This window comes from Rhodopirellula sp. MGV, from assembly GCF_002251265.1.
Taxonomy (GTDB): domain Bacteria; phylum Planctomycetota; class Planctomycetia; order Pirellulales; family Pirellulaceae; genus Stieleria; species Stieleria baltica_A.
On sequence record NZ_NPDI01000050.1, the window covers coordinates 45,216 to 69,326 of the forward strand.

General features: G+C 55.2%; 17 protein-coding genes. 7 read left to right on the forward strand and 10 right to left on the reverse strand.

The genetic code is table 11. The annotated features are described in order from the left end of the window. The first annotated feature begins 183 nt into the window (after positions 1-183). Complete coding sequence (locus CGZ80_RS18060) at positions 184-2,148, forward strand: family 16 glycoside hydrolase (RefSeq protein WP_233148503.1); 1,965 nt, start codon at positions 184-186, stop codon at positions 2,146-2,148. 360 nt (positions 2,149-2,508) lie between these two features. Next, complete coding sequence (locus tag CGZ80_RS18065) at positions 2,509-3,129, forward strand: LuxR C-terminal-related transcriptional regulator (RefSeq protein ID WP_094417010.1); 621 nt, start codon at positions 2,509-2,511, stop codon at positions 3,127-3,129. A gap of 41 nt (positions 3,130-3,170) precedes the next feature. Here CGZ80_RS18065 and CGZ80_RS18070 read toward each other — a convergent pair whose 3' ends face one another. After that, positions 3,171-6,053, reverse strand: coding sequence for a hypothetical protein (locus tag CGZ80_RS18070; protein ID WP_094417012.1), 2,883 nt, complete (start codon positions 6,051-6,053; stop codon positions 3,171-3,173). Positions 6,054-6,965: 912 nt separating this feature from the next. Here CGZ80_RS18070 and pilM point away from each other — a divergent pair. From pilM to CGZ80_RS18095, 5 genes are all read left to right on the forward strand, one after another. Next, on the forward strand, positions 6,966-9,203 hold the full coding sequence (gene pilM / locus CGZ80_RS18075) for a type IV pilus assembly protein PilM (RefSeq protein ID WP_094417014.1): 2,238 nt from the start codon (positions 6,966-6,968) through the stop codon (positions 9,201-9,203). Between the two features lie 75 nt (positions 9,204-9,278). Next, positions 9,279-11,162 carry a hypothetical protein gene (locus CGZ80_RS18080; protein ID WP_094417016.1) on the forward strand — a complete coding sequence of 628 codons (1,884 nt, stop codon included), beginning with the start codon at positions 9,279-9,281 and terminating at the stop codon, positions 11,160-11,162. A gap of 126 nt (positions 11,163-11,288) precedes the next feature. Beyond that, the gene (locus CGZ80_RS18085) at positions 11,289-13,415 is read left to right on the forward strand and encodes a hypothetical protein (protein WP_094417018.1); all 2,127 of its coding nucleotides are present in this window, start codon (positions 11,289-11,291) and stop codon (positions 13,413-13,415) included. Between the two features lie 109 nt (positions 13,416-13,524). Further along, positions 13,525-14,526 (forward strand): porphobilinogen synthase, encoded by a 1,002-nt coding sequence (gene hemB / locus CGZ80_RS18090; protein WP_233148504.1) that lies wholly within the window; start codon positions 13,525-13,527, stop codon positions 14,524-14,526. A 236-nt stretch (positions 14,527-14,762) separates the two neighbouring features. Next, positions 14,763-15,305 (forward strand): HD domain-containing protein, encoded by a 543-nt coding sequence (locus tag CGZ80_RS18095; RefSeq protein ID WP_094417020.1) that lies wholly within the window; start codon positions 14,763-14,765, stop codon positions 15,303-15,305. On the opposite strand, the gene CGZ80_RS18100 is transcribed toward CGZ80_RS18095, so the two are convergent. The 9 genes from CGZ80_RS18100 to CGZ80_RS18140 form a co-directional block, all read right to left on the reverse strand. Next, entirely contained in the window at positions 15,306-15,785 is a 480-nt protein-coding gene (locus CGZ80_RS18100; protein WP_094417022.1) for an NADAR family protein, read from the reverse strand. It lies immediately after the preceding gene. Next, a complete protein-coding gene (locus tag CGZ80_RS18105) occupies positions 15,767-16,120 on the reverse strand; it encodes a hypothetical protein (protein ID WP_143544018.1) in 354 nt (117 codons plus the stop codon). The genes CGZ80_RS18100 and CGZ80_RS18105 overlap by 19 nt, the downstream gene beginning before the upstream one ends. Positions 16,121-16,182: 62 nt before the next feature. Further along, complete coding sequence (locus tag CGZ80_RS18110; protein WP_233148505.1) at positions 16,183-17,547, reverse strand: FAD:protein FMN transferase; 1,365 nt, start codon at positions 17,545-17,547, stop codon at positions 16,183-16,185. 36 nt (positions 17,548-17,583) lie between these two features. After that, positions 17,584-18,804: an NADH:ubiquinone reductase (Na(+)-transporting) subunit F gene (gene nqrF / locus CGZ80_RS18115; RefSeq protein ID WP_094417026.1), complete on the reverse strand. Its 1,221-nt coding sequence runs from the start codon at positions 18,802-18,804 to the stop codon at positions 17,584-17,586. A gap of 57 nt (positions 18,805-18,861) precedes the next feature. After that, positions 18,862-19,500 carry an NADH:ubiquinone reductase (Na(+)-transporting) subunit E gene (gene nqrE / locus CGZ80_RS18120; RefSeq protein WP_198953730.1) on the reverse strand — a complete coding sequence of 213 codons (639 nt, stop codon included), beginning with the start codon at positions 19,498-19,500 and terminating at the stop codon, positions 18,862-18,864. A gap of 21 nt (positions 19,501-19,521) precedes the next feature. Further along, on the reverse strand, positions 19,522-20,148 hold the full coding sequence (locus tag CGZ80_RS18125; protein WP_094417030.1) for an NADH:ubiquinone reductase (Na(+)-transporting) subunit D: 627 nt from the start codon (positions 20,146-20,148) through the stop codon (positions 19,522-19,524). Between the two features lie 3 nt (positions 20,149-20,151). Continuing rightward, positions 20,152-20,970 (reverse strand): Na(+)-translocating NADH-quinone reductase subunit C, encoded by an 819-nt coding sequence (locus CGZ80_RS18130; RefSeq protein WP_094417032.1) that lies wholly within the window; start codon positions 20,968-20,970, stop codon positions 20,152-20,154. After that, positions 20,957-22,255: an NADH:ubiquinone reductase (Na(+)-transporting) subunit B gene (locus tag CGZ80_RS18135; protein ID WP_094417034.1), complete on the reverse strand. Its 1,299-nt coding sequence runs from the start codon at positions 22,253-22,255 to the stop codon at positions 20,957-20,959. The genes CGZ80_RS18130 and CGZ80_RS18135 overlap by 14 nt, the downstream gene beginning before the upstream one ends. Before the next feature lie 103 nt (positions 22,256-22,358). Further along, positions 22,359-23,708: a Na(+)-translocating NADH-quinone reductase subunit A gene (locus CGZ80_RS18140; RefSeq protein ID WP_094417036.1), complete on the reverse strand. Its 1,350-nt coding sequence runs from the start codon at positions 23,706-23,708 to the stop codon at positions 22,359-22,361. Positions 23,709-24,111 lie beyond the last annotated feature (403 nt).

Consider the following 24,111-nt stretch of genomic DNA (forward strand, 5'->3'; position numbering starts at 1 on the left):
AACTTTGCGTTGTTCAATTTGCATTGTTCAATTTGCAATTTGCAATCCACTCCCATCAGCCGCGACGTCGACGTTCCTGCGTGCCATACTCCGCTTTTTGTCGGTTCGTTATGCCATTTCAGGGCTGCGATTGTTGTGGTGACGGGCATTTCGGCGATAATGGGCCGCTTGCTTCAACCCCTCATGTTCCCTTTCTGTATCGGTGATTCAGACATGCGATTTTCGATCACGGCAGCGCGGACGACACTGTTTCGTCGCGTGTTGCCATCGGCCGTTCTAGCGGCCAGCTCCCTTGTGACTTCGATTGCCCGCGCCGAAACGGCAGTCAACACGCTCAGTGAAGCCGAAAAACGTAGCGGTTGGCAATTGCTGTTCGACGGTGAATCGACCGACGGCTGGCGCAACTACAAAAAAGATTCGATCAGCGACGGCTGGAAAGTCGAAGACGGCGTTCTGATCCGTGCCCAAGGCGGTGCCGGCGATATCGTCACCAAAGAAGAATACGGTGCCTTCGAAATGCTGATCGACTACAAGATCAGTCCTGAAGGGAACAGCGGTCTGATGTTCCATGTCACCGAAGACGGCGGCCAGCCTTGGTTCAGCGGTCCAGAAATCCAGGTCCAAGACAACGTTGATGGACACGACCCGCAAAAGGCCGGTTGGTTGTACCAGCTTTATCGTCCAGGCACTGCCTATGGTTCCAATGGCGAAACTGCAGATGCAACGCGCCCGGCTGGGGAGTGGAACCAGCTTTACGTCAGAATCGCACCCGATGGCTGCGAAGTCTGCGTCAACGGTGTTCGGTACTACACCTTTAAGATTGGCAGTGACGACTGGAACCGTCGTGTCGCGAAGAGCAAGTTCTCGCAGTTCGAAGGATTTGGCAAAGCAAAGGCTGGCCACATCTGTCTGCAAGACCACGGCGACATGGTCTCCTACCGCAATATCAAAGTTCGCCGATTGAACGATGACGGCTCCGTCCCACAACCAATCGACGGTCAATTGGGCCTCAAAGGCGAACTCGCGTTTCCGAACCTGAAATGGGACCAGTGGGAACCAGTGGACGACAACGGACGCCTTCGTCCTTTGCGTATTCTGGAACTGACTCCATCGCGTGATGGGACCAATCGTCTGTTCGCCGCGTCACAGTATGGTGCCGTCTGGGCCTTCGAAAACAAGGCTGACGTAACCGAAAGCCACTTGGTGTTGGACAAACGTGGCAACGTCGCTGACTGGCAACGGCCCGGCGGAAACGAAGAAGGCATGTTGGGCTTGGCCTTGCACCCGAACTTCAAAGAGACACAAAAGTTTTACGTCTATTACACGCACCCGACCGAACTGAAATCCGTCGTCAGCGAATTTACGATGAAGGCTGATAATCCGAACGAAGCGGATCCTGAATCGGAACGCATCGTGATGGAGATCGAGCAACCGTTCCAAAACCATAACGGTGGCAGCATGGAGTTCGGTCCCGACGGATACCTTTACATCGGGCTTGGTGACGGCGGACTGGGCAATGACCCCAAAGCCAGTGGCCAAGACTTGAACACGCTGCTTGGATCAATCCTGCGTATCGACGTTGACAGCAAGGCGGATGGCAAGGCGTACGGCATTCCCGCCGACAATCCCTTTGTCGATTCAAAAGACCGCCAGGCTGAAATCTACGCTTATGGCGTCCGAAACCCATGGCGTTTGGCATTCGATCGCAAGACCGGAAACCTGTGGGTTGCTGACGTCGGACAAGAGTTGTGGGAAGAAGTCAACTTGGTCACCAAAGGCGGAAACTACGGTTGGAGCAACCGCGAAGGCACCAACGCATTTGGCAACCGTGCAAGCGTCGAAGGCACCAGCGATCCCATCGATCCGGTTTGGCAATACGATCACCGCATCGGGCGTTCGATCACCGGCGGACGCGTTTACAACAGTTCGCGTGTGGATCAGCTGACTGGAAAGTACTTGTATGCGGACTATGTCACCGGCAAGATCTGGGCCCTCTCCTACGACGCCGATGCCGGCACCGTTTCATCAAACGAAGAAGTCATTCCAGACAGCATTCCTGTATTGGCTTTTGGCGAAGACGAGTCGGGCGAGGTTTACTACATGACCAACAGCCCACGCGGCGAGTGCATCTATCGCTTCAGTAAGTAAGCGTCGCTGCGGAATTCGTTTCCGTCATGCAATCGCGGGAACAAACTTGGCCCGCCGAATACTGGTGATTACCGGTGTTTGGCGGGCTTTTTTGATGTGTTCGCCGCTCGTGTTCACGCTGGCCGGCGTGCAAAACACGGTGTGAATGTCGCTCGCGCACAATACGCCGGAGTTTTTTCTACAAATTGATCTAGATTTTCTAAAGTCTCCTCGGCTACTGTCCCATTCAACCGTTAGGGGCACTGGCGGCACTGGGCAACGCAGCCGGACGTCTCGTTTTTTCCTTCAATCTGCGATTAGGTTTGCCATAAAAAACACTTAAACAATCGCGATTCTATTTGTTTCGATCTAGGGGCAATCATGATCAAAGCAAGTCAGGAGATGGGTGCTTCGCTCGGCATCCGACCGTTCGCTGTCGTTCTACAAAATGACCGTTTCAATATCGCTTCCCTTCCGGATGCGCTTCCCTTTGAATGCAGGGAAGTCAGTTCATGGGAGCAGGTTTTCCGGAAACTCAGTTCGTTTCGTCCGGGATGCCTGTTGGTCGACTTCGACCACGAACGCGAAACGCTTTTGAATCAAGTTCGGCACTTCGCAGACCACGGGATACGGTTCTCGATGGTGGGCATTTCGGCAGACCAGTCACGGAAGACATTCCAACTGGCCGTCCGCAGTGGCTTCACCGATTTGGTCAACAGACCACTCGATCGTCGATCGTTGATCGATTCGGTCGAAGAAGCTTTTCGCACCGATAGCGATGGCAAAGACTCGCTCTGTGAAATCCGCAGTTGCTTTGGAAAACTAACGCCCAAAGAACGCGAGGTGCTTCCAGAACTGCTGCTGGGGATTCCCTCCCGCAAGCTGGCCAGCCTTCATGCGGTGACCTATCAAACGATCGATCGACATCGCAAGCATGTGATCGAGAAGATGAAGGTCGAAAACATGACCGAGCTCGCGATGAAACTCTATCGCAAATACTAGTGCCGCATGTCCAGTGCGATGCTGACTTGTCCGATGCGGCGTTATTGATCGAACACCACGATCAAGTCTGCCGCCTCATGCGGAGTCAGTTGTAGTGACACGGTGCCGTCTTCGCATCGAACCGTTTCGGGCAATTCGTCCAAGACGCGTTCGATGCCACTCGGGTCGGCATGAAACGCCGCATGAGGATGCGTTGCAAACTGCAGCTTGGCTTTCGCTGTTTTGGCTTTCGTCTGGACCAACGTCATGCGACATGCCAGTCGACCGTCACTGCGCCGGGCCGTTTGCATTTGGGTGACATGAACGTCCGGCGATCCGGTGTGCAGCAACCAAGCTTGATGCGTTTTACCATTTGAAGATCCGTTCAGCGGAATCGAAAACGGCGGTGCGATCAAACTGCGTGCGGCCGCAATCGTGTTCGGGCAATCAAACCCGTACGCGAGTTGAAAACTGAATGGCTTTTGGTCTGCGCTTGCGACGCCGATGACCGTATCCAGAAACCGGTCGCCGACTTTGCGATGCAGCGGCAGTCCGTATCCGCAGACCAAGGTTTGCTTTTCCGCTTCATCGATCAGTACACCGAGCGGCGATACCAAACGGCGTGAACTGGTGGAGTGTAGCTTGTCCCGGACAAGTGCACGCAACACGGACGCTTCACCCGCGACCGCGGTCCGTACGCTGAATGCTCGCTTGAACAGGCCTTCCGCATCGGGGAACGGTTCCCGTGGTTGGATGGTTCCGTCGAGATGCAGGAATCGACTGCCGCGATGCATTGTGTACTGCAGTTCGAACCCGGCGATCGGTTTTCCATCCGCTCGACAGAGATCGCCCCGGCAACGGATCACACCTTTCGCCGGACCAGACTCAACCGTTTTCATTTCGCGGCACAACATTTGACCGCCATCGCGACCGCCGGCCAAGGTTTCGCCGACGTTCAACCGCATCGACATCCGGTTACCACGCGACGCGCTATAGACGCCCGAAACACCGCCGGACTCTTCGCTGATGGAGACCGCCATGAACTCGTTTTTCAAGACCGCGGTTTCGGCGATGTCTTTCGCTTTACCCGTGAAGCGTTTCAGTAGCCCTGCGCCTTTGATCGCGTTTCCGCCACGCAGACGGGTGAATCCGAATGCAGGCACATCAATGGTGCTATCACAGGCATTCTTGATGTTCCTTATCGATCGAGCCGCCGAGTTTCCATAGATGTAGTCCGCATCATCGGGAGCTCCGCCCAGTTGGACTTGGCAGCGTGTCGCAGCACCATGCGGGTTGAAGCAGACCAAGTCCTCGGTTGGCTCGTCCGTTCCGGTCGCGTTTTCGCCGATCGCGGTGGCGATCTTTTCAACGGGCGATTGTCGTTGGTCTTGGTCAACGAGTGCCGGACGCACCAATTCGGCAATGGATTGCGTCACTTGCGCGGCTTCATCGCGAACCGAATTGACAAACGACTTGGCCAAATTGGCAAGCTGTTCATTCGGCGACGAAGCGGTTGTGATCTGGTGCACGATCGCGTCTGCCGCTTCGGGGGAGACGGCATTCAGGTGGCCGGAATGGTAGGGGCGTTCGCCTTCGGTAAAGTATTGATCGATTCGCCAGAAGCGGCCCATCGCGAGGCTCCATGACGCAGCACGGAGTAAATCGCGGTGACTGTCACAAACTTTGTCCGGCCAATGAACCAAGAGTGCCGTGGCAACTTCGCCGCCATCGATCGCTTCACCCATGTGGGCACCGATTGAAAGGTAAGCCGCATCGCTGGACGCGTCGATCGGTTTCGCCGTCAACGCTTCGATCTCGATATTGCCACTGCGAATCAACAGTTTGGATTCTTCGCCGTAGCCCGTGCCGCCTGAAAAATCCATGGGGATCACGCCGCGATATCCGATCGCGGTCAGCGACGGGATCAAGTCGACCGGTGTGCTGCCGCTCAGACGCGCATAAACAACGGGCGGTTGTTTCGTGGCTTGCTCAGCCAGCACGCTGCCTTCGCGGAATGAGCTCATCGCGTGCGCCATCGTCATCGCGTCCAAGCAGTTGGATTCGGATTCGGGATCGCTCGCCGATCCTCCGCCCGCCCAGCCGACGGAGTCTTTGCCCAGGGCTTCGACGAAGGGGGCCAGGATTGACGCGTCGCCTTTTTCCGAGGCATCGTTCACGATCGCGGATGCGACATCACCATCCAGCAAAACGTTCAGCGGGGTTCCCAAGATGCCGGCGGATTCGTTTTCACATCGGGCAAGTTCATTGAAGCGGTCCAGCCATCCTGATTCGATCGAGTCTCGCAGTACCTTTGGTGTCAACAGCGTCAGGTCAACCAAGTGTGGATCGCTGGTGAAATAGTGGTCGCGTTCTTCGCTCAAGCAATCGAACACATCATGCAGTGCTTCGGCTGTTCCGGCAGCATCTCGATCGCAGAACGCCTTTGCCGCCGCAACAATACGCGATTGCAGGTGCAACTCGTCGAGGTTGCTGGTGTAACGCAGTCGTCGCGTCATGATCTGAATTTGCAGCGACAGGTATCCGGCCGCATAGAAATCTTCGACGCCGATTGTGCGTGATTCATGTTGAAGCGGTTGCAGATCAGACGCTTGCGAATCGATCGCCAGCACGCTTAGCATCTCGGCACGATCGGCGCCAGCCACCCAAATGCAATTGGGGTTCGCGTCACACTTGCGACGGTATTCGGCAGGCACCATCCCCTGACTTGAATCCGGAACGACGACGACGCGAGGCCCGTCTGGAGTCGGCGCCACATCGGCGCGGTACCACGTGGGCAGCTGCTCGGTGCGGGCAAGCAACTGTGGATGCCACAGCACCGTCCATCCGGCGAGCAAGCTGCGGGCGTCCGTGTCAGAGCCGCCGGTTGGGAAGTCGTCTAAGGTTGCCGAGGGAAGGAGAACGGAGCACTCGTCAAAAGGATCCATCGATGACCTTGGAAGTTAAACTTGAGTCGCGTTGAAGACGCCGAAGGGGAAGCTCGAAACGTCTGAAAATTTGACGCTTGCCATTGCGTACGGATAGACTGCGTGCGGACAGCCTTTGCCAGCTGTGGATAGACTACGTGGGTCATCGACCGAAGCAACCCCGCGAGTTGATTGCGGGGGGCGTGCCAGTTGTCGGCCGTTCAATCACCGGTCGTCGAGCCACGGGGCGTCGGGCGGACCACGGGCTTCTCGATTTACCAATCAGTCACATCATGGGAAACACTGCTGCGGCAGGGTGCCGTGCTTTGAAGCGTTACCCTGTAGCCATGCCCTGGAGCGATACCCCGAATTCGAATGCTCCGTTTTTTTGCGTGATCGTGATGGGGAATGCCAGATCGTGATTGGGAATGCCAGTGTACTGGTCCCAAGCGACAGCCGGGTGGGGTGATCGTAGGTTTTTGCCCGGGGGAGGACCGAATCCGTTTCCGGTTGTACCGAAATTTGCATCAATCAGCCCAGTCGCACCAGTTTTCACCCTGGAAATTGATGCTCCGAGGAGGCTTGTCGTGGAGTCACGCAGTTAATGTGAGTAACCTTCAGAGGACGACGAGGGGCCTGTGCCAGTGTTTTTTGACACATCAAAGGCACGGGGACTTAGAAATCTGCCACAATTCAATGCAGAACGACCCCAAGGGATTGGCTTCTCGATCGTTAAACTAGTGGTCGCCGGTGTTTTGACCCGTCGGCGGACACGACCACCGAAGGAGACTCGTTACCCTACAGGAAGGGGTTTCGGGTAGCTCGCTTTTCAGTGGTCGCGGTTCGATCGCAAGATCTGAGCCGCGATAGCTGGTTTGCGACGGCAAAACTATTCGACGTCCATCGTCACCACTTTTCCTTGCATTCAGCACTATGGCAAAAAGTTCATCGGTTTGGGGAATCGAAATCGGCCAGTCAGCGCTCAAAGCACTGCGTTGCTCGCTGGTCAATGACGAAGTCGTCGCTGACGCCTTTGATCTGATCGAGTACCCCAAGATCCTCAGCCAGCCCGAAGCGGATCCCGAAGAAATGATCGCCGAAGCGCTCAATCAATTGATCGAGCGCAATGACGGGATGAATGAAAAGATCTGCATGAGTGTCCCCGGACAAAGCGGTCTTTCGAAGTTTTTCAAGCCGCCGCCGGTCGAAGTCAAAAAGATCGCTGACCTGGTCCGTTACGAAGCTCGCCAACAGATCCCGTTCGACTTGTCCGAGGTCGTGTGGGATTACCAGATGATGCCCGGCAGCATGGTCGAAGACGGCTATGCACTGGACTGTGAAGTTGGCCTGTTCGCGATGAAGCAGCAGCAAGCCAAGCGTCAAATGCAGCCCTTCAATGACGCGAACTTGGAAGTCGACGTTGTTCAGCTTGCCCCGATCGCACTCTACAACATGGTCGCTTACGATCGCATGAATGAGCGACTCGAAGGCGAGGTGTTTAATTCCGACGATCCGCCACAATCAAGCGTCGTGCTGTCTATCGGCACTGATAGCTCAGACTTGATTGTCACCAACGGGTTTCGAATTTGGCAGCGTAGCATGCCGATCGGCGGGAACCACTTCACCCGCCAGCTGACCAAAGACCTCAAGATGACGTTCGCGCAAGCGGAACACATCAAACGCAATGCCCGCGAAGCGGTCGATCCGAAGCTGATCTTCCAAACGATGCGTCCCGTGTTTAACGACCTCGTTACCGAAGTCCAACGCTCGATCGGGTTCTTCCGCAGTATCGATCGCAAGGCGGATATCGGCGAGTTGCTGGTGACCGGCAACACCGTCAAAATGCCAGGTTTGGCGGCCTATCTTGGCAAAAACTTGGGCTTCGACGTTCACGTGTTGGATCGCTTCAACCGTCTGGGTGGCGAAGACGTCTTGTCGATGCCCGCGTTCCGCGACAACGCGACGACCTTTGCTGTCTGTTATGGCTTGTGCTTGCAAGGTCTCGGCCAATCGCAGATGCATGCCAGCTTGGTGCCACAGGATATCATTACCGAGCGAATGATCCGGGCCAAAAAGCCTTGGACGGTCGCCGGATTGGCTTGCCTAATGTTCGGCCTGTCGACGAACTTTTACTTTACACAGCACAGTTGGCAGACCAGCCACAAAGACATTTGGAAATCGTCAAACACCGCCGTCGCAAACATGGCGAAGTACGCTGACGAACACACCAGCCAAGACGCCGATCTTGAAAAAACATTGACGTACTTGAACGCCGTCGGCGAAGAAATCGCTGGTGACGCGGATAAGCGAGTGTTGTGGATGGAGTTGATTCGTGGCGTCAACCAAATCATCCCACGTGGCAACTATCCCGATGGCCAGCTGCCTTCGCCAAAGGAATTGCCTTACGAGCAGCAAATCGATTTCCACATCACGTCGTTCGAAACGAAATATTACGACGAGGCCTCGCTGACGGAGTGGTTCGAAAAACGCACCAAACGGTTCACCGACGAAGACGCTGACTGGCGAAAAGTCATGAACGTGCCGTTGACTGAGGAAGAGAAAGCGGCTGGCGTAACGATCGAGCCGCCGACGGGACCCGCTTGGGTGATCGAACTACAAGGGTTCCACTACTTCAACGACGATTCCAGTGCGAAAATCGGTTTGGAAGGGAACAACCATACGCGCCGCTATCTGACGACCGCGTTTCGTGATCCCAGCAAGCTGCCCGATGATGTCAGAAACCGTGTGATCCGTTTGCCCAATCCAAACGATCCCAATGACATCGACGAGTACACGCCTGCGGAACTGGGGATCAGCTACCCGCTGATGCTGAACGTCGAAGATGCGTATGAAGTGAAAATTCCGAATCCCGATTACGAGCCGCCATTGACGACCGGAACGGGACCCGGCGGGTTTTCTGGCGGTCCGGCCGCTGCACCTGCCGAACCGGATCCGGATGCGGAACCGCAGTTCTTCACACCGAAACGGATGGACTTCGTCTTTCAGTTTCTGTGGAAGCCGACCACCTACGCCGAGCGGATGGAAGCCCGTCGGTTGAAGGCCGAGGAAGAGAAGGCCTTGATGGAAGAAAATGGCACGACGGATCCGGCCTCAGAAGATTCCGGGACTGATCCCGCTGCGACCGACGATTCCGTCGCAGCTAACTCCTAGCAGATTATTTCCTTCGTCTTTTGATCGCCTCTCGTCAACCAACAGCGCACCACTTTTCAACCTAACCAACTCGCCATGGACCAAGTCAAAGAAGCCCTCGCCGTCGCATTGAAGTACGGCTTCTGGATCGGCAGTACCGTTGTCCTGATCGGTGCGCTGACCGTCTGGTACCTCTCCACCAGCACCCTGGACAAGGAGATCGCAAGCCAGATCAGCAGCATTCAGTCTGACTTCAAGAAAGTCTCGCAGTATCAAAGTCAGATGCCTGCACAGCCCAACGAGCTGTCGCACATCGTCATGAACGAAATGATCGAAGAACGAAAAGGCGAAGTCATGGCGGCTTGGGAAAACGTCTTTGACGCCCAACGCAACATCCTGACTTGGCCGACGATCATGAAGGATGAGTTTCTAAATGAATTCCAGTATGTTCGTGATCCAGAAACGGGGAAGGTCGACAAGAGCAAACTGAAATTGCCGTTCGAAAAGTACGAAGAGTTCGGCAACACCGAACACGAAAACGTCAACCCCGAACTGCTTCGCCGTTACGAGCGTTACATCGGCACCCAGTTGCCGGCGCTCGCCGAGATCCCCAAAGCGAAATGGACCGCCGATTTTAACAAACGGCCCTCCGCCGGGATGGGGATGAGCATGGGGACGGGCATGGACAGCGGCTATGGTGACATGATGGCCAGCGGAATGAGCGGCCCGGCTACCAGTCGTGGCAAGGTTGATATCACCGGAACCACTGACGAGCCGGTCGTAAAATGGAGTTCCGGCAGCCAAGAGGCGTTGCTGAAGGACTTGTTCCCATGGCGTGGCGCAAAGAACTATCCGTCGGAACTCGACGTTTACTACTCCCAAGAAAACCTCTGGATCCTCAAACAGCTGTTGCAAATCGTGGCCGTCGTCAACGGCGATGCGAAACAAGCTTTCGAAGCCAAAATCCGCGAGATCAAAAGCCTGGCGATTGGTAAGTCAGTTTCCTTCACCGAGGGAACGATGTCCGAGCCCGGTTCACGCATCTCGGCGGGCGGTATGGGTGGTTACGGCAGCATGGGAAGCAGTGAAGCCTATGGCAGTGGGATGATGGATTCGATGGGGGGAATGGGAGGTGAAGGTGCGGGTTACGGCATGGCGTCTGACGTTGCCGCTGTTGATCCGGGCGATGGCCGGTATGTGAACACCGCGTTTGAGCCGATCGATGCCTCAAGCCTCCGCGGCGCATTCTCCAGTAACGATCCTTCCCAAGTCGCCATCGCGGTTGCGAAACGAATTCCCGTAACGCTGAAACTGCAAATGGAACAGCAGAGCATCCCTGCACTGCTTGCCGCCTGTGGTAACGCGCCGCTAATGGTCGACGTCTACCAAGTTCGCATCATGCCGAAAGGAAAATCCAGTACTGCTACCGGCGGAATGGGCGGTGGTATGGGGATGGACATGGGAATGAGTGGGATGAGCGGCATGGAAAGCATGGGTATGGGGATGGACATGGGAATGAGCGGAATGGGATCCGGCGGCGGTGCTGCTGTTGCCGGAGGCGCTGACGAAGAATTCCCCACCGACTTGGATGTGGAAATTTACGGTCTGATCTACTTCTGGAACCCGCCGAGTGATGAAGCACTTGGGGTCGATAAACTGAAGGATCAAGCTGAGATCACCATCGACGCATCTGCCGAAGTGATTGACGATTTGCCCAATCCGTCGGCAACCACACCCGCTGCTGATACGGTACCGCCGACCGTGACGACACCGGGAACCGGCACACCTGCAACGGACGCGACCGGTACCCAGCCACCGACGACGCCTGATGCGGGAACGCCTCCGGCACCAGGAACCACGCAGCCTGCGGCACCGGATGCTGGTGACCCAGCGACGCCTGGGGCCGCAACCACTCCGCCGCAACCAGCGGCAACAGTAACGCCAGCCGGAACAGATCCCGAAGTAACTGACGAGCCATAGTCAGCACGTGTCTGTGCGGCACCTAATCAAACTCATTTCACAGCAGCGGGATGAATCGAGTCATCCTGTTGATTTACCGAATACGAACTCTCGTTCAATCAGTCGCTCGTAACCACGAGACTTGCTATGGATTCCGACAAACTAAAAGATTTCGCGCTCTACAACTTCGAAAAGTTGATTGTGTTGCTGATCATTGCGGCGGCAGGGTTTCTCGCATGGATCGGTTACAGCAAAGAAGATATTCGAGCGACACGTGATCCGCAGCGTTTGGCGACGAGTGCGAATGAAGTGAAGAACGAAGTCGACAACAATCACAATGAAGAGGTTCTCGCCGAGCGGCGAACGAGCTTTGAAGAGTTCGATATCGCAAAAGAACAACAAAAGTTTCTCACCGCGATTCCGGCCAGTCTCTACACGCCACAGCTATGGGAACCAGGAAAAGTTGCGGCAAATAAAGTACGCCGCAAAGACCCCGAACTCAGCAAACCAGAGGGCATTCAAGTACAGGGCGTGATCGCATCGATGGCATATCGATCGAAGGATGGCTTGTATGCATTGGCTGATCTTGAGGCCGCCGACGAAGTCGAAAAAGTCGAGCAAAAGCCGACACGTAGCAGTCGTCGGAATTCTCGCCAGAACAACATGGCCGACATGTACGGCATGATGGGCGGCGGAATGGAAGGCTACGAGTCAGACATGATGATGAGCGGTATGGGCGCTTCGTCTTCGGGCATGGCCGCCTCGACTTCGGGACCGGTTCGTAAGCTTCCCGCCGACGAAAACCTCGGTACAAAGGCGGCACCAACCAAATCGGTTGCCAACGGCGAAGATCAGCCGCCGGTACCAGGTCTCGGCTACTTCATCGCCGGGTCAGCTGCGATTCCTCACAAGAAGCTGATCGATTCCTATCAAGAGGCCTTGTCCTACGCGGCTGAATACAACCCGCGAACACGTGACTTGCCCACGTACATTGCGTATCAAGTCGAGCGGGCAGACGTCACCAATAAAACGGTGGATCAATTGACCGACGATGATTGGATCCTTCGCGATTCGAACGAGATCACGATCCGAAACGCCGCCTTTTACTGGTCAGGCTTCGCACCGGAAATCGTGCCCCGTGATTATTGGGTCACTGGGGTCACGATGTGGATTCCGCCAATTTTGCTGGATCCGTACCAACGATTGGCGACTCACCCGTTGATTCCGTTGAAGACCCAGCGCGAACTGGATCAAGAGCAGCTCTTGACCGAGTCCGAGCTGGAGGCGCAAAAGCTGGGTAACGTCGACATGAGTAACTTCCAGGTTGATCTCAAAGGTGGCCAAACTCGCGCCGGTGGTGGCGGTTATGGCAGTGGCTATGGGAGCGGCATGGAAGGCGACATGGGCATGGGCGGCTACGGCAGCGGCATGGATAGCGACATGGGTGGGTATGGAAGCGGCTACGGCGGCAGTGGCTATGGCGGTAGCGGTGGCTCTGCTCGCGGAATGGAAGGCAAGGCGGCCGAGGAAAACCCGGTCGATTACAAGCTGCTTCGCTTTTATGACTTTGCCTACCTCCGCGGTGCACAGCGGGATAAGAACGCACCTCTTCGAGACCACAAGTACGTCTATCGAATTCGGTTTGCGGTTAATGATCCGAACTTCCCTGAGAAGCCGGAATTGCAACCCAAAGGAAAGTCACTCGATCCGGATGCCTACAGCCGTGTGGTCTCACTGGTCGCCAAAGCTGCACAAACACAAGAACGTGACTACAAACGATGGAGCGAATGGAGCGACATTAGCGAGCCCGTTTCGTTGCCCAAGAAGTTGGACCAGTCGTTCGTGGGACCGGCAAAGCCTAACAGCCGTGCCAAATACATGGAAATTGGGAACCGGGTCGTCGTCGCGGAAGGCGATGTACCAACCGCCGAAGTCGTCGCTAGCAGCTTCGACCTCGGTTTGGGGACGTTCGTTCCAACGACCATCGAAGCCAGCGAAGGTACGGTTCTAAGTGCCACTGTCGAATCCGCTGATGTCGTTGACCCAATCACTTTGGAAATCAAGAAGACCGGCGAAATGGTTATCGAGTCTGCGGCCACGATCATCGATCTAGAAGGTGGCGTTCAGATGCCGATCGTCAAAGATGATGAAGAGATGACGACGCCTGGAATGATCTTGATGGTCGATAGCGATGGCAAACTTGTGGTACGTGATTCCGTCGAAGAACAACGGATTTACCGCATCAAGTCGTACGCCAAAGAACGCGGTCTCTAATCAAACGGTAAGACGTCGCACCGTCTAGCCCCAACGTGAATCGCTCGATAGGTTGGAGGGAACGTAAAAAGCCCTCCAACCTGCAACGATTTGTCGCCGGAGCGATGACATGACCGACTTTGTTCGTGGACCATTTCCCCGCACTCGGATGCGTCGCTCGAGACGCTATGATTGGTCGCGACGTCTGGTCGCCGAAACGAATCTGTCGGTTGATGATTTGATTTGGCCGATCTTTGTGCATCCCGATACCGGGGCTCAGCCGATTGAGTCGCTACCCGGTGTAAATCGTCTGGGAGCGGAGCTCGCAGTCGATGCGGCGAAGCGTGCGGTTGATCTGGGAATCCCCGCAGTTGCCATCTTTCCCGCGACGCCTCCGAATTTGAAGACGCCAGGGGCTGAGGAAGCGACCAATCCGAACAATCTCGTCTGCCAAACAGTCCGTGCAATCAAGAAAGCGGTGGGGGATTCTCTTGGCATCATTTGTGACGTCGCACTGGATCCTTATAGCAGTCATGGGCATGACGGAATCGTGCGTGATGGCGACGTTGTCAATGACGAAACGGTAGCGATCCTTCAGCAGCAGGCCGTTGTCCAAGCGGATGCCGGCTGCGATATCATCGCGCCTAGTGACATGATGGATGGTCGGATCGGGGCGATACGAGACGCCCTTGAATCCGCCGGTCACCAGAATGTCCAGATCATGTCGTATGCCGCTAAATATGCGAGCGCGTTCTATGGTCCGTTCCGCGATGCCGTCGGGTCAAAAGGCAACTTGGGAGGTGCGAGTAAGAAGACCTATCAGCAGTATCCCGCACAAGGCGACGAAGCACTGCAAGAGGTCGCGTTGGATTTGGCAGAAGGCGCCGACACAGTGATGGTAAAGCCGGGGATGCCATATCTCGACATCGTTTCGAGAGTCAAGCAGACGTTTGCGGTGCCGACATTCGTCTACCAGGTCAGCGGCGAATACGCCATGCTTTCCGCAGCGGGGCAGTTGGGGTGGCTCGACCGTAAACAGGTGGCGCTCGAGAGTTTGCTTGGGTTCAAGCGTGCGGGCGCCGACGGGATCCTCACCTATTTCGCTCCCGAAGCCGCAGAGTGGTTGAGTTAAGCCCGAGTCATTCAAGACTTCGTATACCAGTTCTGCCGCGCATGCTGCTACTCAGGCTTCCAACCTGGTTCCGTATCGAATTTGAACGCGGCTGTCGCTACCTCGCAACAGAATTGGCGTGTGGCTGCGGATGAATATCGGGCGACAATTCCTTGGCGATCGACGCGCCCACGTTGGCTTCTGGCCACGCCTAACTGATTGCGTCACATTCCACTTCGCTCTCTGGCTTTCTATCAATGAACGCACTACTCGACGCAGTCCTTTTCGCGGCCGATAAACACAGCGACCAACGAAGGAAAAATGCTGCCGGGACTCCATACATCAATCACCCCATCGAAGTCGCCGACCACTTGGCGCGTGTTGGAAATGTCGCGGACCAGTCCATTTTGATTGCGGCGTTATTGCATGACACCGTCGAAGATACCGAGGCGACTGAATCAGAAATTCGCGAACGCTTTGGCTGCGATATCGCGGCGCTGGTGATGGAGTGCACCGATGATAAATCGCTGCCCAAGCAAGAACGCAAACGCCTGCAGGTCGTCAACGCTCCCCATAAAAGCGATGGTGCCAAGCAAATCAAACTTGCTGACAAGACCTGTAACCTACGTACGATGCTTGATGATCCGCCGCAAGATTGGCCGATTTCGAGGCAACTTGAATATGTCCGCTGGGCAAACGAAGTCATCGCCGGACTGAAAGGTATCAACGAAGCGCTCGACAACGCAGCGGATGCGGTCGTGCGTGACTGCCTTGAACATCTCAAGCGTCAGGCGAGCTGATTAGCTGTCGCTACGCTTGCGAGCGGCCGCACTAAGTTTTTCCCGGAGTTCGACCAGCAGGATTCCAAGCTTGTTCTGTCCTGAACCATCGCCACCGTCACCCCAGTACGAATCGTTTCTGGTGTGTTCAACAATCATCGCGTCGCCGGTCGCCAACAACAATTGGGTTAACGGTGGATGTTGAGCGAACTTTGCAGCCAGTGCCCCTCGCATGACGTCGTCTTTGACCTTCTCCCAATCCGATCGCAGCGGGCGGCTACGGTCACGGCCCATGATTGCCGCTTTCATTGGTGATTCGACAATCCGGATCTCTTCTGCGTGGGGCGTGCCCACAAACTTCTGAGCTTGGAAATAGTGTTCGCTCGTCGGCCAGGTCTTGCCGTCAAGTTCGAAAGGAAAGGGGGCAAAGTTCGAGAACTCGCCGTACTCCTCATCCACTAGGTAAAACCTGATGCTTTCGTTTAGTCGTATTGGTCCCATGTTTCCATGACTTCGTCGACGGTGTTGACCCACTTTCCGGGCGGGTAAACATAATAGCGAGATGGATCCGGGTCAAAGTTTAGCGGTTCAATAAGGCCGCTTCGTTCGACGTATTCATGTTCTGTGGTCCAGACAGAAAGCATCGCACCATTTGCGGCACGAAACTCGTATCCGTTCGAGGTACCGCTATCACGACTCCAGGTATTATTACGAACAGCCTCGTATTGATCACCGAATTTGGACCGTCGGTACCATGTGGGGCCATAGTTGAACGCGATCGCGATGAGCATCATCGCGATAAGGAGCGTCCGAATGGAGAATCGCTTGCTTCGCATTTTGATTTTGACAATTTGCGAAGACGGGAGTTGGTGAATGATTCAGCGGCTGTACCGAACGATCAAACCTGGTCCTTTTGCGCCATCTTTTCGCGAAGCTCTTTACACGCATCCGATGGGCTGCTGCACAGCGAACAACTTGTGCTGCCATCTGGATTCGTTTGGGCGTTTAGGCCTCCGCAAGATCCGCTGATTTGTTTGCGCCCAAAGATCACTCCGACTGCCATCGCAAAGAGCAAAATTGAAAACACACCGAAGGACAGGATGGTGATCGGCAGCACCTGTTGAAACAAGCTTTTCTCTGGAGCCGCACCGGCGTCAGCATCGGCTTGATCGCTCTGCTCGGAACCCTCGGCGTAGGCCGCTAAGTTGCCAGTTCCGTGCAAGGCAAATGAGTCTTCCGTCCGCTGGGCAAGCAAAACGTTCAACTCGTTGTCTTGGGCGAGTTTTAGTGCCGCATCGGTGCCAACGACGCTGAGCGCTGTTGCCCACGCATCGGCTTGCATGCACAACGGGGCGATCACCGTGATGGATGCAAGGTTGTGTTCGATTGGCTTTGCCGTCCGAGGATCGATGGTGTGCGAATATCGCTTTTTGCCAACGGTGAAGAAGTTGCGGTAGTCGCCGGATGTCGCCATCGAATTGCCGGCGTCATCACCTGGATTCATTGCATGTGCGACCATCACGGTTTCTTCGTTCGTGTCGGGCAACTGGATGCCAACGCGCCACGGACCATCCGGTTTCTTTCCGAACGTTCGAACCTCTCCGCCGATTTCCACAAACGCGGATTCAATGTCGAGAGACTTAAGCCGATCGATCACGCGATCGACACCATGGCCTTTGGCGATTGACGAAAGGTCAATTCGCAATCCCGCGACGTCTTTCTTGAGAGACGGTGGATCGAGGCGAACGTGCAGTTTCTCGTAGCCAACAATCTCGCGAAGTTTCGTGATCTCGTCATCGCTTGGGACTGTGTTGGTCCGTTCGGTGGGACCAAAGCTCCACGCATTGACGAGCGGTCCGACGGTGACATCAAAGGCACCCTCGGTCAGCTTTGAAACTTGCTGTGCGTAATCGACGACTTCCGCAAATGGCTTGCTGACTTCAATCCAGTCGGTGCTATCGGAATCGTTGAATTGCGAGATCTCCGACGCTTTGATGTAAGTGGACATCTCGTCGTTGACCTGACGCAGTTCGGCATCGATGGCCAGTTTCAGGGTCTGGTCGTCTTGCTCGCTTCCGCCCAGCACTTTGACCATATAGCTGGTGCCCATCGTTCCGCCGTTGAACTGGCGAATCTCGTCGCCGGGCGGTGCCTGGGCAAACGCATTGGACGCTACTGTAAGCGGCAGCGCGATGGCAGAAAAAGCACAGGCGTAAAAAAACGCGGCGAGTGCAATACTTCGCCGCGTGGTTTCAATTGTCATAAGACAGTTATCTTGAGATGGGGAAACTTGCGGTTCCTATCCGCCGAAGTCATCGTACATGATGTTTTCAGGCTCAACACCCAAGTCATCCAACATCTTGAAGACGGCCGCATTCATCATCGGCGGGCCACAGATGTAGTACTCGATGTCTTCCGGTGCAGGGTGGTTGGCGAGGTAGTTTTCCAACAACACCTGGTGGATGAAACCTTGGTAGCCGGTCCAGTTGTCTTCTGGCAACGGATCCGACAACGCGATGTTGAATTTGAAGTTCGGGAACTCTTCTTCGATCTCGCGGAAGTGGTCGACGTAGAACAATTCTCGCATGCTTCGACCGCCGTACCAGTAGCTGACTTTGCGGTTCGTCTTGCGACGTTTGAAGAGTTCGAAGATATGGCTACGCAGAGGAGCCATACCCGCACCACCACCGATGTAAACCATTTCGGCGTCCGTGTCTTTGATGAAGAACTCACCATAGGGGCCGCTGATGGTCGCTTTGTCGCCGGGTTTCAGGTTAAAGATGTAACTGGACATCTTTCCTGGAGGCAACTCGGGGTTGCGTGGCGGTGGCGTGGCAACACGGACGTTCAGCATGATGATGCCTTTCTCGCCCGGGTAGTTAGCCATCGAGTAAGCACGCACGACTGGCTCGTCAACTTTGGAGACGAATCGCCAAATGTCGTACTTGTCCCAGTCTTCGTGATACTCTTCTTGGATCGCGAAGTCTTTGTAGTTAGCTACGTGAGGAGGGCATTCGATTTGAATGTAACCACCAGCTTTGAAGTTAACGTCTTCGCCAGCGGGCAGTTCGAGAACGAATTCCTTAATGAACGTCGCAACGTTTTCGTTGCTTTTGACGGTGCATTCCCACTTCTTGGTTTCGAAAGCTTCCTCGGGGACTTCGACGTGCATGTCTTGCTTGACAGCAACTTGACATGACAAGCGATTGCCTTCGGCAGCTTCCTTTTTATTGATATGGTCCTTCTCGGTTGCCAGGATCTCGCCGCCGCCTTCGGTCACTTTGACGCGACATTGGGCACAGGTACCACCGCCACCACAGGCGCTGGAAACGAAGATACCGGCGTCCGCGAGGGCGCCCAGCAACTTGCCACCGGCGGGGACTTCGATCTCTTTCTGTTCATTGACCAGAATTTTGACCGGACCCGATGCGACGAGCTGCTTTTTGGCTAGCAAAATGACGACCACCAGTGCCACCACCACCGCGGTGAACATGAGGACGCCAAGTATGATGGTGGACATTTTTGTCTCTTTGGCTGATTGATTTTATAAGGGATGCAACAAAGGGCTGGCGATTGACTACAGCTGAATACCGCTGAACGACATGAACGCAAGCGCCATCAAACCAACCGTGATAAACGTGATGCCCAAACCGCGGAGCGGTGGAGGCACATCGCTGTACTTCATCTTTTCACGAATACCGGCCAGAGCAACGATTGCCAGTGCCCAGCCGACACCACAGCCAAGGCCGTAGGTGCACGATTCGGGGAAGCTGTAGTTGCGTTCTTGCATGAACAGCGAAGCACCCAGAATGGCGCAGTTCACGGTGATCAGCGGCAAGAAGATCCCCAGCGTGTTGTAAAGCGAGGGAACGAACTTGTCCAAAAACATCTCGAGGATTTGGACCATCGCGGCGATCACCCCGATGAAGCTAATGAATCCGAGGAAGCTCAGATCGACGGTTGAAAAGTCGATCGTTTCCGTGGAGACGAAGCCATTCATCCAGGTAAGCGCGCCTTTCTTTAACAGCAACGCATAGATCAATTGGTTCGCAGGCACGGTGATCGCTTCGATCACGACCACGGCGACGCCGAGGCCTAGTGCCGTTTTCACGTTCTTGCTGATTGCCAAGAACGTACACATCCCAAGGAAGAACGAGAGTGCCAGGTTCTCCACGAAGATGGCTTTCAGCAAAATGCTGAGGTGAGTTTCGATCACATTTTCCATGGTTCGGCTCCCTTACGCCTCTTCGATTTGTTCGGGTTTGTTGGCGCGGATGATCCAGATCAAGAAGCCGATCAGGAAGAACGCGCTTGGTGGCAACAGCATCAGGTTGTTGGGGTTGTACCAACCACCGTTTCGGTCAAGCTTCAGAATCTCGAAGCCAAGCAAGGTGCCGCTACCGAGCACTTCGCGGAAAACCGCGACGAACAGTAGGACCAAGCCGTAACCGAGGCCGTTACCGACACCGTCAAGGAAACTGACACCGGGTTTGTTCTTCATTGCGAAGCCTTCGGCGCGACCCATGACGATACAGTTGGTGATGATCAGACCAACAAAAACGCTGAGCTGTTTGCTGATGTCAAACAGGTACGCTTTGAGGATCTGGTCGACCACGATCACCAGCGAGGCGATCACGCACATTTGCGCGATGATTCGGATGCTGCTGGGGATGAAGGATCGAATCGCACTGACGCAAAAGTTACTGCACGCCGTGACAAGAAGTACGGCGATCGCCATTACGATCGAGGTTTCTAATTTGGTCGTGACCGCGAGTGCACTACAAATCCCAAGGATCTGCAGGGCGATCGGGTTGTTGTCGACGAGCGGATCGAAGACGACCTTTTTCGCTTTTGATGCTGCCATGTCTTAGGACCCCGACTTTGCGGCGTGTTGTTCGTTCAAGTTTTTGATGAATTTGCCGTAGCCATCATCGCTCGACCAGTAACGCAGCAACGTGGTGACACCGCGGCTGGTAATCGTCGCACCCGACAAACCGTCAACGGCATACATGCTGCCCGAGGGGGCGGGGCCTTTGGCGACGATCGCGGCAGGTTCGCCGGCTTCGTCGTAAAGCTTCTGGCCTTCCCATTGGGCTTTCCATGCTGGGTTGTCGACTTCACCACCCAGTCCCGGTGTTTCGGCGTGTTGGTAGAACGTCAAACCCTGGATGGTTTCCAGGTCACTGCGGAGAGCCAGGAACCCGTACAGCGTTGACCACAAGCCTTTGCCGTAGACGGGCAAAACAACTTGTTGGAACTCGCCTTCCGAACCAGGCTTCTTCACCAGATAGACCTTGGCGATCTTCTCGCGGCGGTCGACGCCTGGGTCGTACTTCACATCAGTGATCGCGACGCTCGTGTCGGGCTTTTCAGCTGCTTCACGCGGGTCGTACTTGGCTGGGTCCATGTCGGTGACGTATTCACCGGTTTCCAGGTCGACCAGCTTTTCGCTGATCCAGCTGGACAATTCATCGATTTGTTCTTTGGAAAGTTCTGCCGCCGGCAAGCCATACTCGCCGCGAGCCAAGCCGGTCGCGTCGAGGATGTTCTTTTGACGGTCGAGAACTTTATTCTGTTCCTGCTTCTCGCGTAGGCCGACCGCAGCAACGCTGACGACGGCGGAGCAGACCACACACAGAACGGTTGCGGCCAGCAGGGTTCCGATCATTGAATCACGTTGCGGCATAGCGGGCCATCCTCCGACGAACGTTCATCGAGACAACGAAGTAGTCGATCAGCGGTGCGAAGACATTGCCGAACAAAATCGCCAGCATGATGCCTTCGGGAAACGCCGGGTTGATGCAACGGATAAGAACCGTCATGAACCCGATCAAGCCGCCGTAAATCCATTTTCCAGTTTCAGTCATTGAGGCACTGACAGGGTCAGTGGCCATGAAGACCAAGCCAAACGCCAAGCCACCGACGACATAGTGCCAGTAGAACGGCACGTCCATCATCGGGTTGGTGTGTCCGCTGACGCCGTTGAGGAACAGCGACGTTCCCGCAACACCGGCAAGCACACCCGCCATGATCTTCCACGAACCGATTCCGGTTCCGATCAGAATGGCTGCTCCGATCAAGCACATCAGGGTGCTGGTTTCGCCGACGCAACCTTGGATGGTGCCTAGGAAAGCACTGCTCAAGGTGATCGGTTCGGTCCAGGTGACCGGGTCGGCTTGACCGAGTGCATAGTTCACGCCTTGGAGTGCGCTCAGTGCGGCATTGGTCTCGCCGGTCGGATCGGGAGTCGCAGCAGCCATCTGGCCAAGCGCGGTCGCTCCACTGAACCCGTCAACAGCGGTCCAAACTTTATCGCCACTGATCTGGCCGGCGTAGGCAAAGTACAAGAACGCACGGCTGGTCAAAGCGACGTTCAGGAAGTTTCGCCCGGTACCGCCGAACACTTCCTTGGCGACGATGACACCGAACGCGATCCCGACGGCGACTTGCCAAAGCGGAATCGACGCGGGGAGCGTCAGTGGGAAGAGCAAACCGGTGACCAGGAATCCCTCGTTGATCTCATGTCCGCGAAGAACACTGAAGACCAGCTCGATATGTCCCCCGACAAACATGCACACGATGTACATCGGAAGGAAGTGAATCGCGCCGAGGAAAAAACAGTCGGTGATATTGGTCGGATCATTGGTGAAGCCCAGCCAATGGTGGAAGTCAAAATACAGTCCACCTTGGTACAGTTCGCCGGCTTCAGCGGCGTGTTGGATTGCGAGGTTGGCCTGGTAACCAACATTCCACATTCCGAAAATAGTCGCTGGCACGAGGGCCATGACGACGGTGATCATCATTCGCTTCAGATCGATCGTGTCACGCACGTGTGTTTTACCGTGTGCGACTTCGCCCGGTGTGTACAAGAACGTATCAAGCGCCTCGTACATTGGATACGCGATCTGCAGCGGTCCGCCCTTAGCAAAGAGCGGATGGACTTTGTCCAGAGCATCGCGAAGTGCTTTCATTGGTTATCCGTGTCCAAAAAATTTCGGATGAATTGAATCGATTCAGAATTGCCGAAATCAAATTGCTGGAATCGATGGCGGCTAGCGCCAATCGTTGATTGGTTTATCCTTCGCGTTCGATCGTCGTCAGGTTTTCACGAAGTAGCGAGCCGTACTCGTACTTCCCTGGGCAGACAAACGTGCACAAAGCCAAGTCTTCTTCTTCTAGTTCAAGTGCACCAAGCTGTTGAGCTTGGTCGGTGTCACGCACAATCAGAGCTCGCAACAGCTGGGTCGGCAAAATGTCGAGCGGCATCACCTTTTCATAGGTTCCCAGGGGAACCATCGCTCGCTCGCTGCCACCAGTGCTGGAGGTAAATGCGAATTTTTTGCCGGGAAGCATCGCCGAAGCGAACACGCGTGTGGTGCTGTACTTGTCGAATCCGGGCATTTGCCAGCCCAGGAATTCACGCACGTTGCCTTCTTCGATGATCGAAATCTGGGTGTGATAACGTCCCAAAAAGTCGTGTGGGGCAGTGGATGTGCGTCCGTTGAGAACTGAGCCGGAGATCGGTCGGATGTTCAAGTCGCTCGCATATTCGCCATCGATCAATTCGGTGACCGAAGCACCCAAGCGGGTTTCCAGCAATCGGGGCTTGTCCACGACTGGACCGGCGAGGGAAATCACACGGCGAACGTCCAGCATTCCGGTGGTGATCAAAGCACCGATCGCGATCACATCTTGGTAGCCGATGTACCAAACGGTCTTATTTGGGCCGACGGGATCAAGCTCGTGGATGTGAGTCCCAACCAGTCCGGCAGGGTGCGGGCCGCCAAATTCGCTGACCTGCACGCCATTGACGCCATCGCCGGGGATTTCTGATCCAGGGGCTTTGCAGACGTGCACGGTGCCTTCAGTCAGTTTCGTCAGGGCTCGCAATCCCAGGATGAACTGATCTTTGCGATCTGCCATTGCGGTTGCCGGGCACGCGGCAAGCGGGTTGGTGTCGATCGCTTGAACGAAGATGGAGCTCGGCGAACTCGCCGGTGCCGGCACCTTCCCGAAAGGGCGTGTCCGCAACGAAGTCCACAGACCGCTTTCGGTCAACAGACCCGTAAGCGAATCCTTGGTCATCGAATCCAACTCCGCGACATCGAATTTGACCGCATCGGCTTCAGTCGCCGCGGGGTCAACATCGATCACGATGGCTTCGAATTTCCGTTTCTTGCCTCGAATGACGTCAGCAACCGTCCCGGCGGCAGGAGACGTGTAGGTCACGCCTTCTGTCTTTTTGTCGGTGAACAGTGGTTGACCGAGTTTTACCTTGTCACCGGGTGCGACCAACATCGTTGGTTTCATGCCGATGTAATCGTCGCCGACTAAGGCAACCTGTTTGACAGGTTTGGCGACTTCAATGTGCTGGGCGGGATTGCCGAGAATCGGAAGATCCAAGCCCTCTTTGATCGTGATCATATGGCTAGGGAGGAGCGGTGGGTGTGCATCCGGCGATTGTGATGTAGATCGCGGCAGCGAATCGCGGACGTGCCGAAAGTTTGTGATATTTTTCACAAACTCGGTCCGTGTCAAAGCCCGCGACAACAAATCACGGGCTTTTCAGACTCTTCACAACGTTGCTGTGCGGAATATTACAACTCTTTAGTGTGCCCGCAAAGGGCAGGTGGCAGATGTAGCGTCAGTCCTCAGATAAAGCTGGCCTTTAGGGAGGGCTCGGTGCCGGTGTTTGCAGTCTAGCGAGGTGATCTTCCGCAAGAGGAAGTTTTAAGGCATCTCGTCGTTTATCCCTAGGAGTGTAATTGATCTGATAGGCGCCAATCGCTGAGCCAATCACGATCTGTGTTTTGGCTTCCCGTCCTTC

Bases quoted from the DNA above. Each gene is read 5' to 3' on its own strand.
- CGZ80_RS18065 (WP_094417010.1), top strand. From the start codon at position 2,509: ATGATCAAAGCAAGTCAGGAGATGGGTGCTTCGCTCGGCATCCGACCG.
- CGZ80_RS18125 (WP_094417030.1), bottom strand. From the start codon at position 20,148: ATGGCAGCATCAAAAGCGAAAAAGGTCGTCTTCGATCCGCTCGTCGAC.
- CGZ80_RS18060 (WP_233148503.1), top strand. From the start codon at position 184: ATGTTCCCTTTCTGTATCGGTGATTCAGACATGCGATTTTCGATCACG.
- CGZ80_RS18085 (WP_094417018.1), top strand. From the start codon at position 11,289: ATGGATTCCGACAAACTAAAAGATTTCGCGCTCTACAACTTCGAAAAG.
- pilM (WP_094417014.1), top strand. From the start codon at position 6,966: ATGGCAAAAAGTTCATCGGTTTGGGGAATCGAAATCGGCCAGTCAGCG.
- CGZ80_RS18105 (WP_143544018.1), bottom strand. From the start codon at position 16,120: ATGCGAAGCAAGCGATTCTCCATTCGGACGCTCCTTATCGCGATGATG.
- CGZ80_RS18070 (WP_094417012.1), bottom strand. From the start codon at position 6,053: ATGGATCCTTTTGACGAGTGCTCCGTTCTCCTTCCCTCGGCAACCTTA.
- CGZ80_RS18110 (WP_233148505.1), bottom strand. From the start codon at position 17,547: ATGACAATTGAAACCACGCGGCGAAGTATTGCACTCGCCGCGTTTTTT.
- hemB (WP_233148504.1), top strand. From the start codon at position 13,525: ATGACCGACTTTGTTCGTGGACCATTTCCCCGCACTCGGATGCGTCGC.
- CGZ80_RS18080 (WP_094417016.1), top strand. From the start codon at position 9,279: ATGGACCAAGTCAAAGAAGCCCTCGCCGTCGCATTGAAGTACGGCTTC.
- nqrF (WP_094417026.1), bottom strand. From the start codon at position 18,804: ATGTCCACCATCATACTTGGCGTCCTCATGTTCACCGCGGTGGTGGTG.
- CGZ80_RS18135 (WP_094417034.1), bottom strand. From the start codon at position 22,255: ATGAAAGCACTTCGCGATGCTCTGGACAAAGTCCATCCGCTCTTTGCT.
- CGZ80_RS18100 (WP_094417022.1), bottom strand. From the start codon at position 15,785: ATGGGACCAATACGACTAAACGAAAGCATCAGGTTTTACCTAGTGGAT.
- CGZ80_RS18140 (WP_094417036.1), bottom strand. From the start codon at position 23,708: ATGATCACGATCAAAGAGGGCTTGGATCTTCCGATTCTCGGCAATCCC.
- CGZ80_RS18130 (WP_094417032.1), bottom strand. From the start codon at position 20,970: ATGCCGCAACGTGATTCAATGATCGGAACCCTGCTGGCCGCAACCGTT.
- CGZ80_RS18095 (WP_094417020.1), top strand. From the start codon at position 14,763: ATGAACGCACTACTCGACGCAGTCCTTTTCGCGGCCGATAAACACAGC.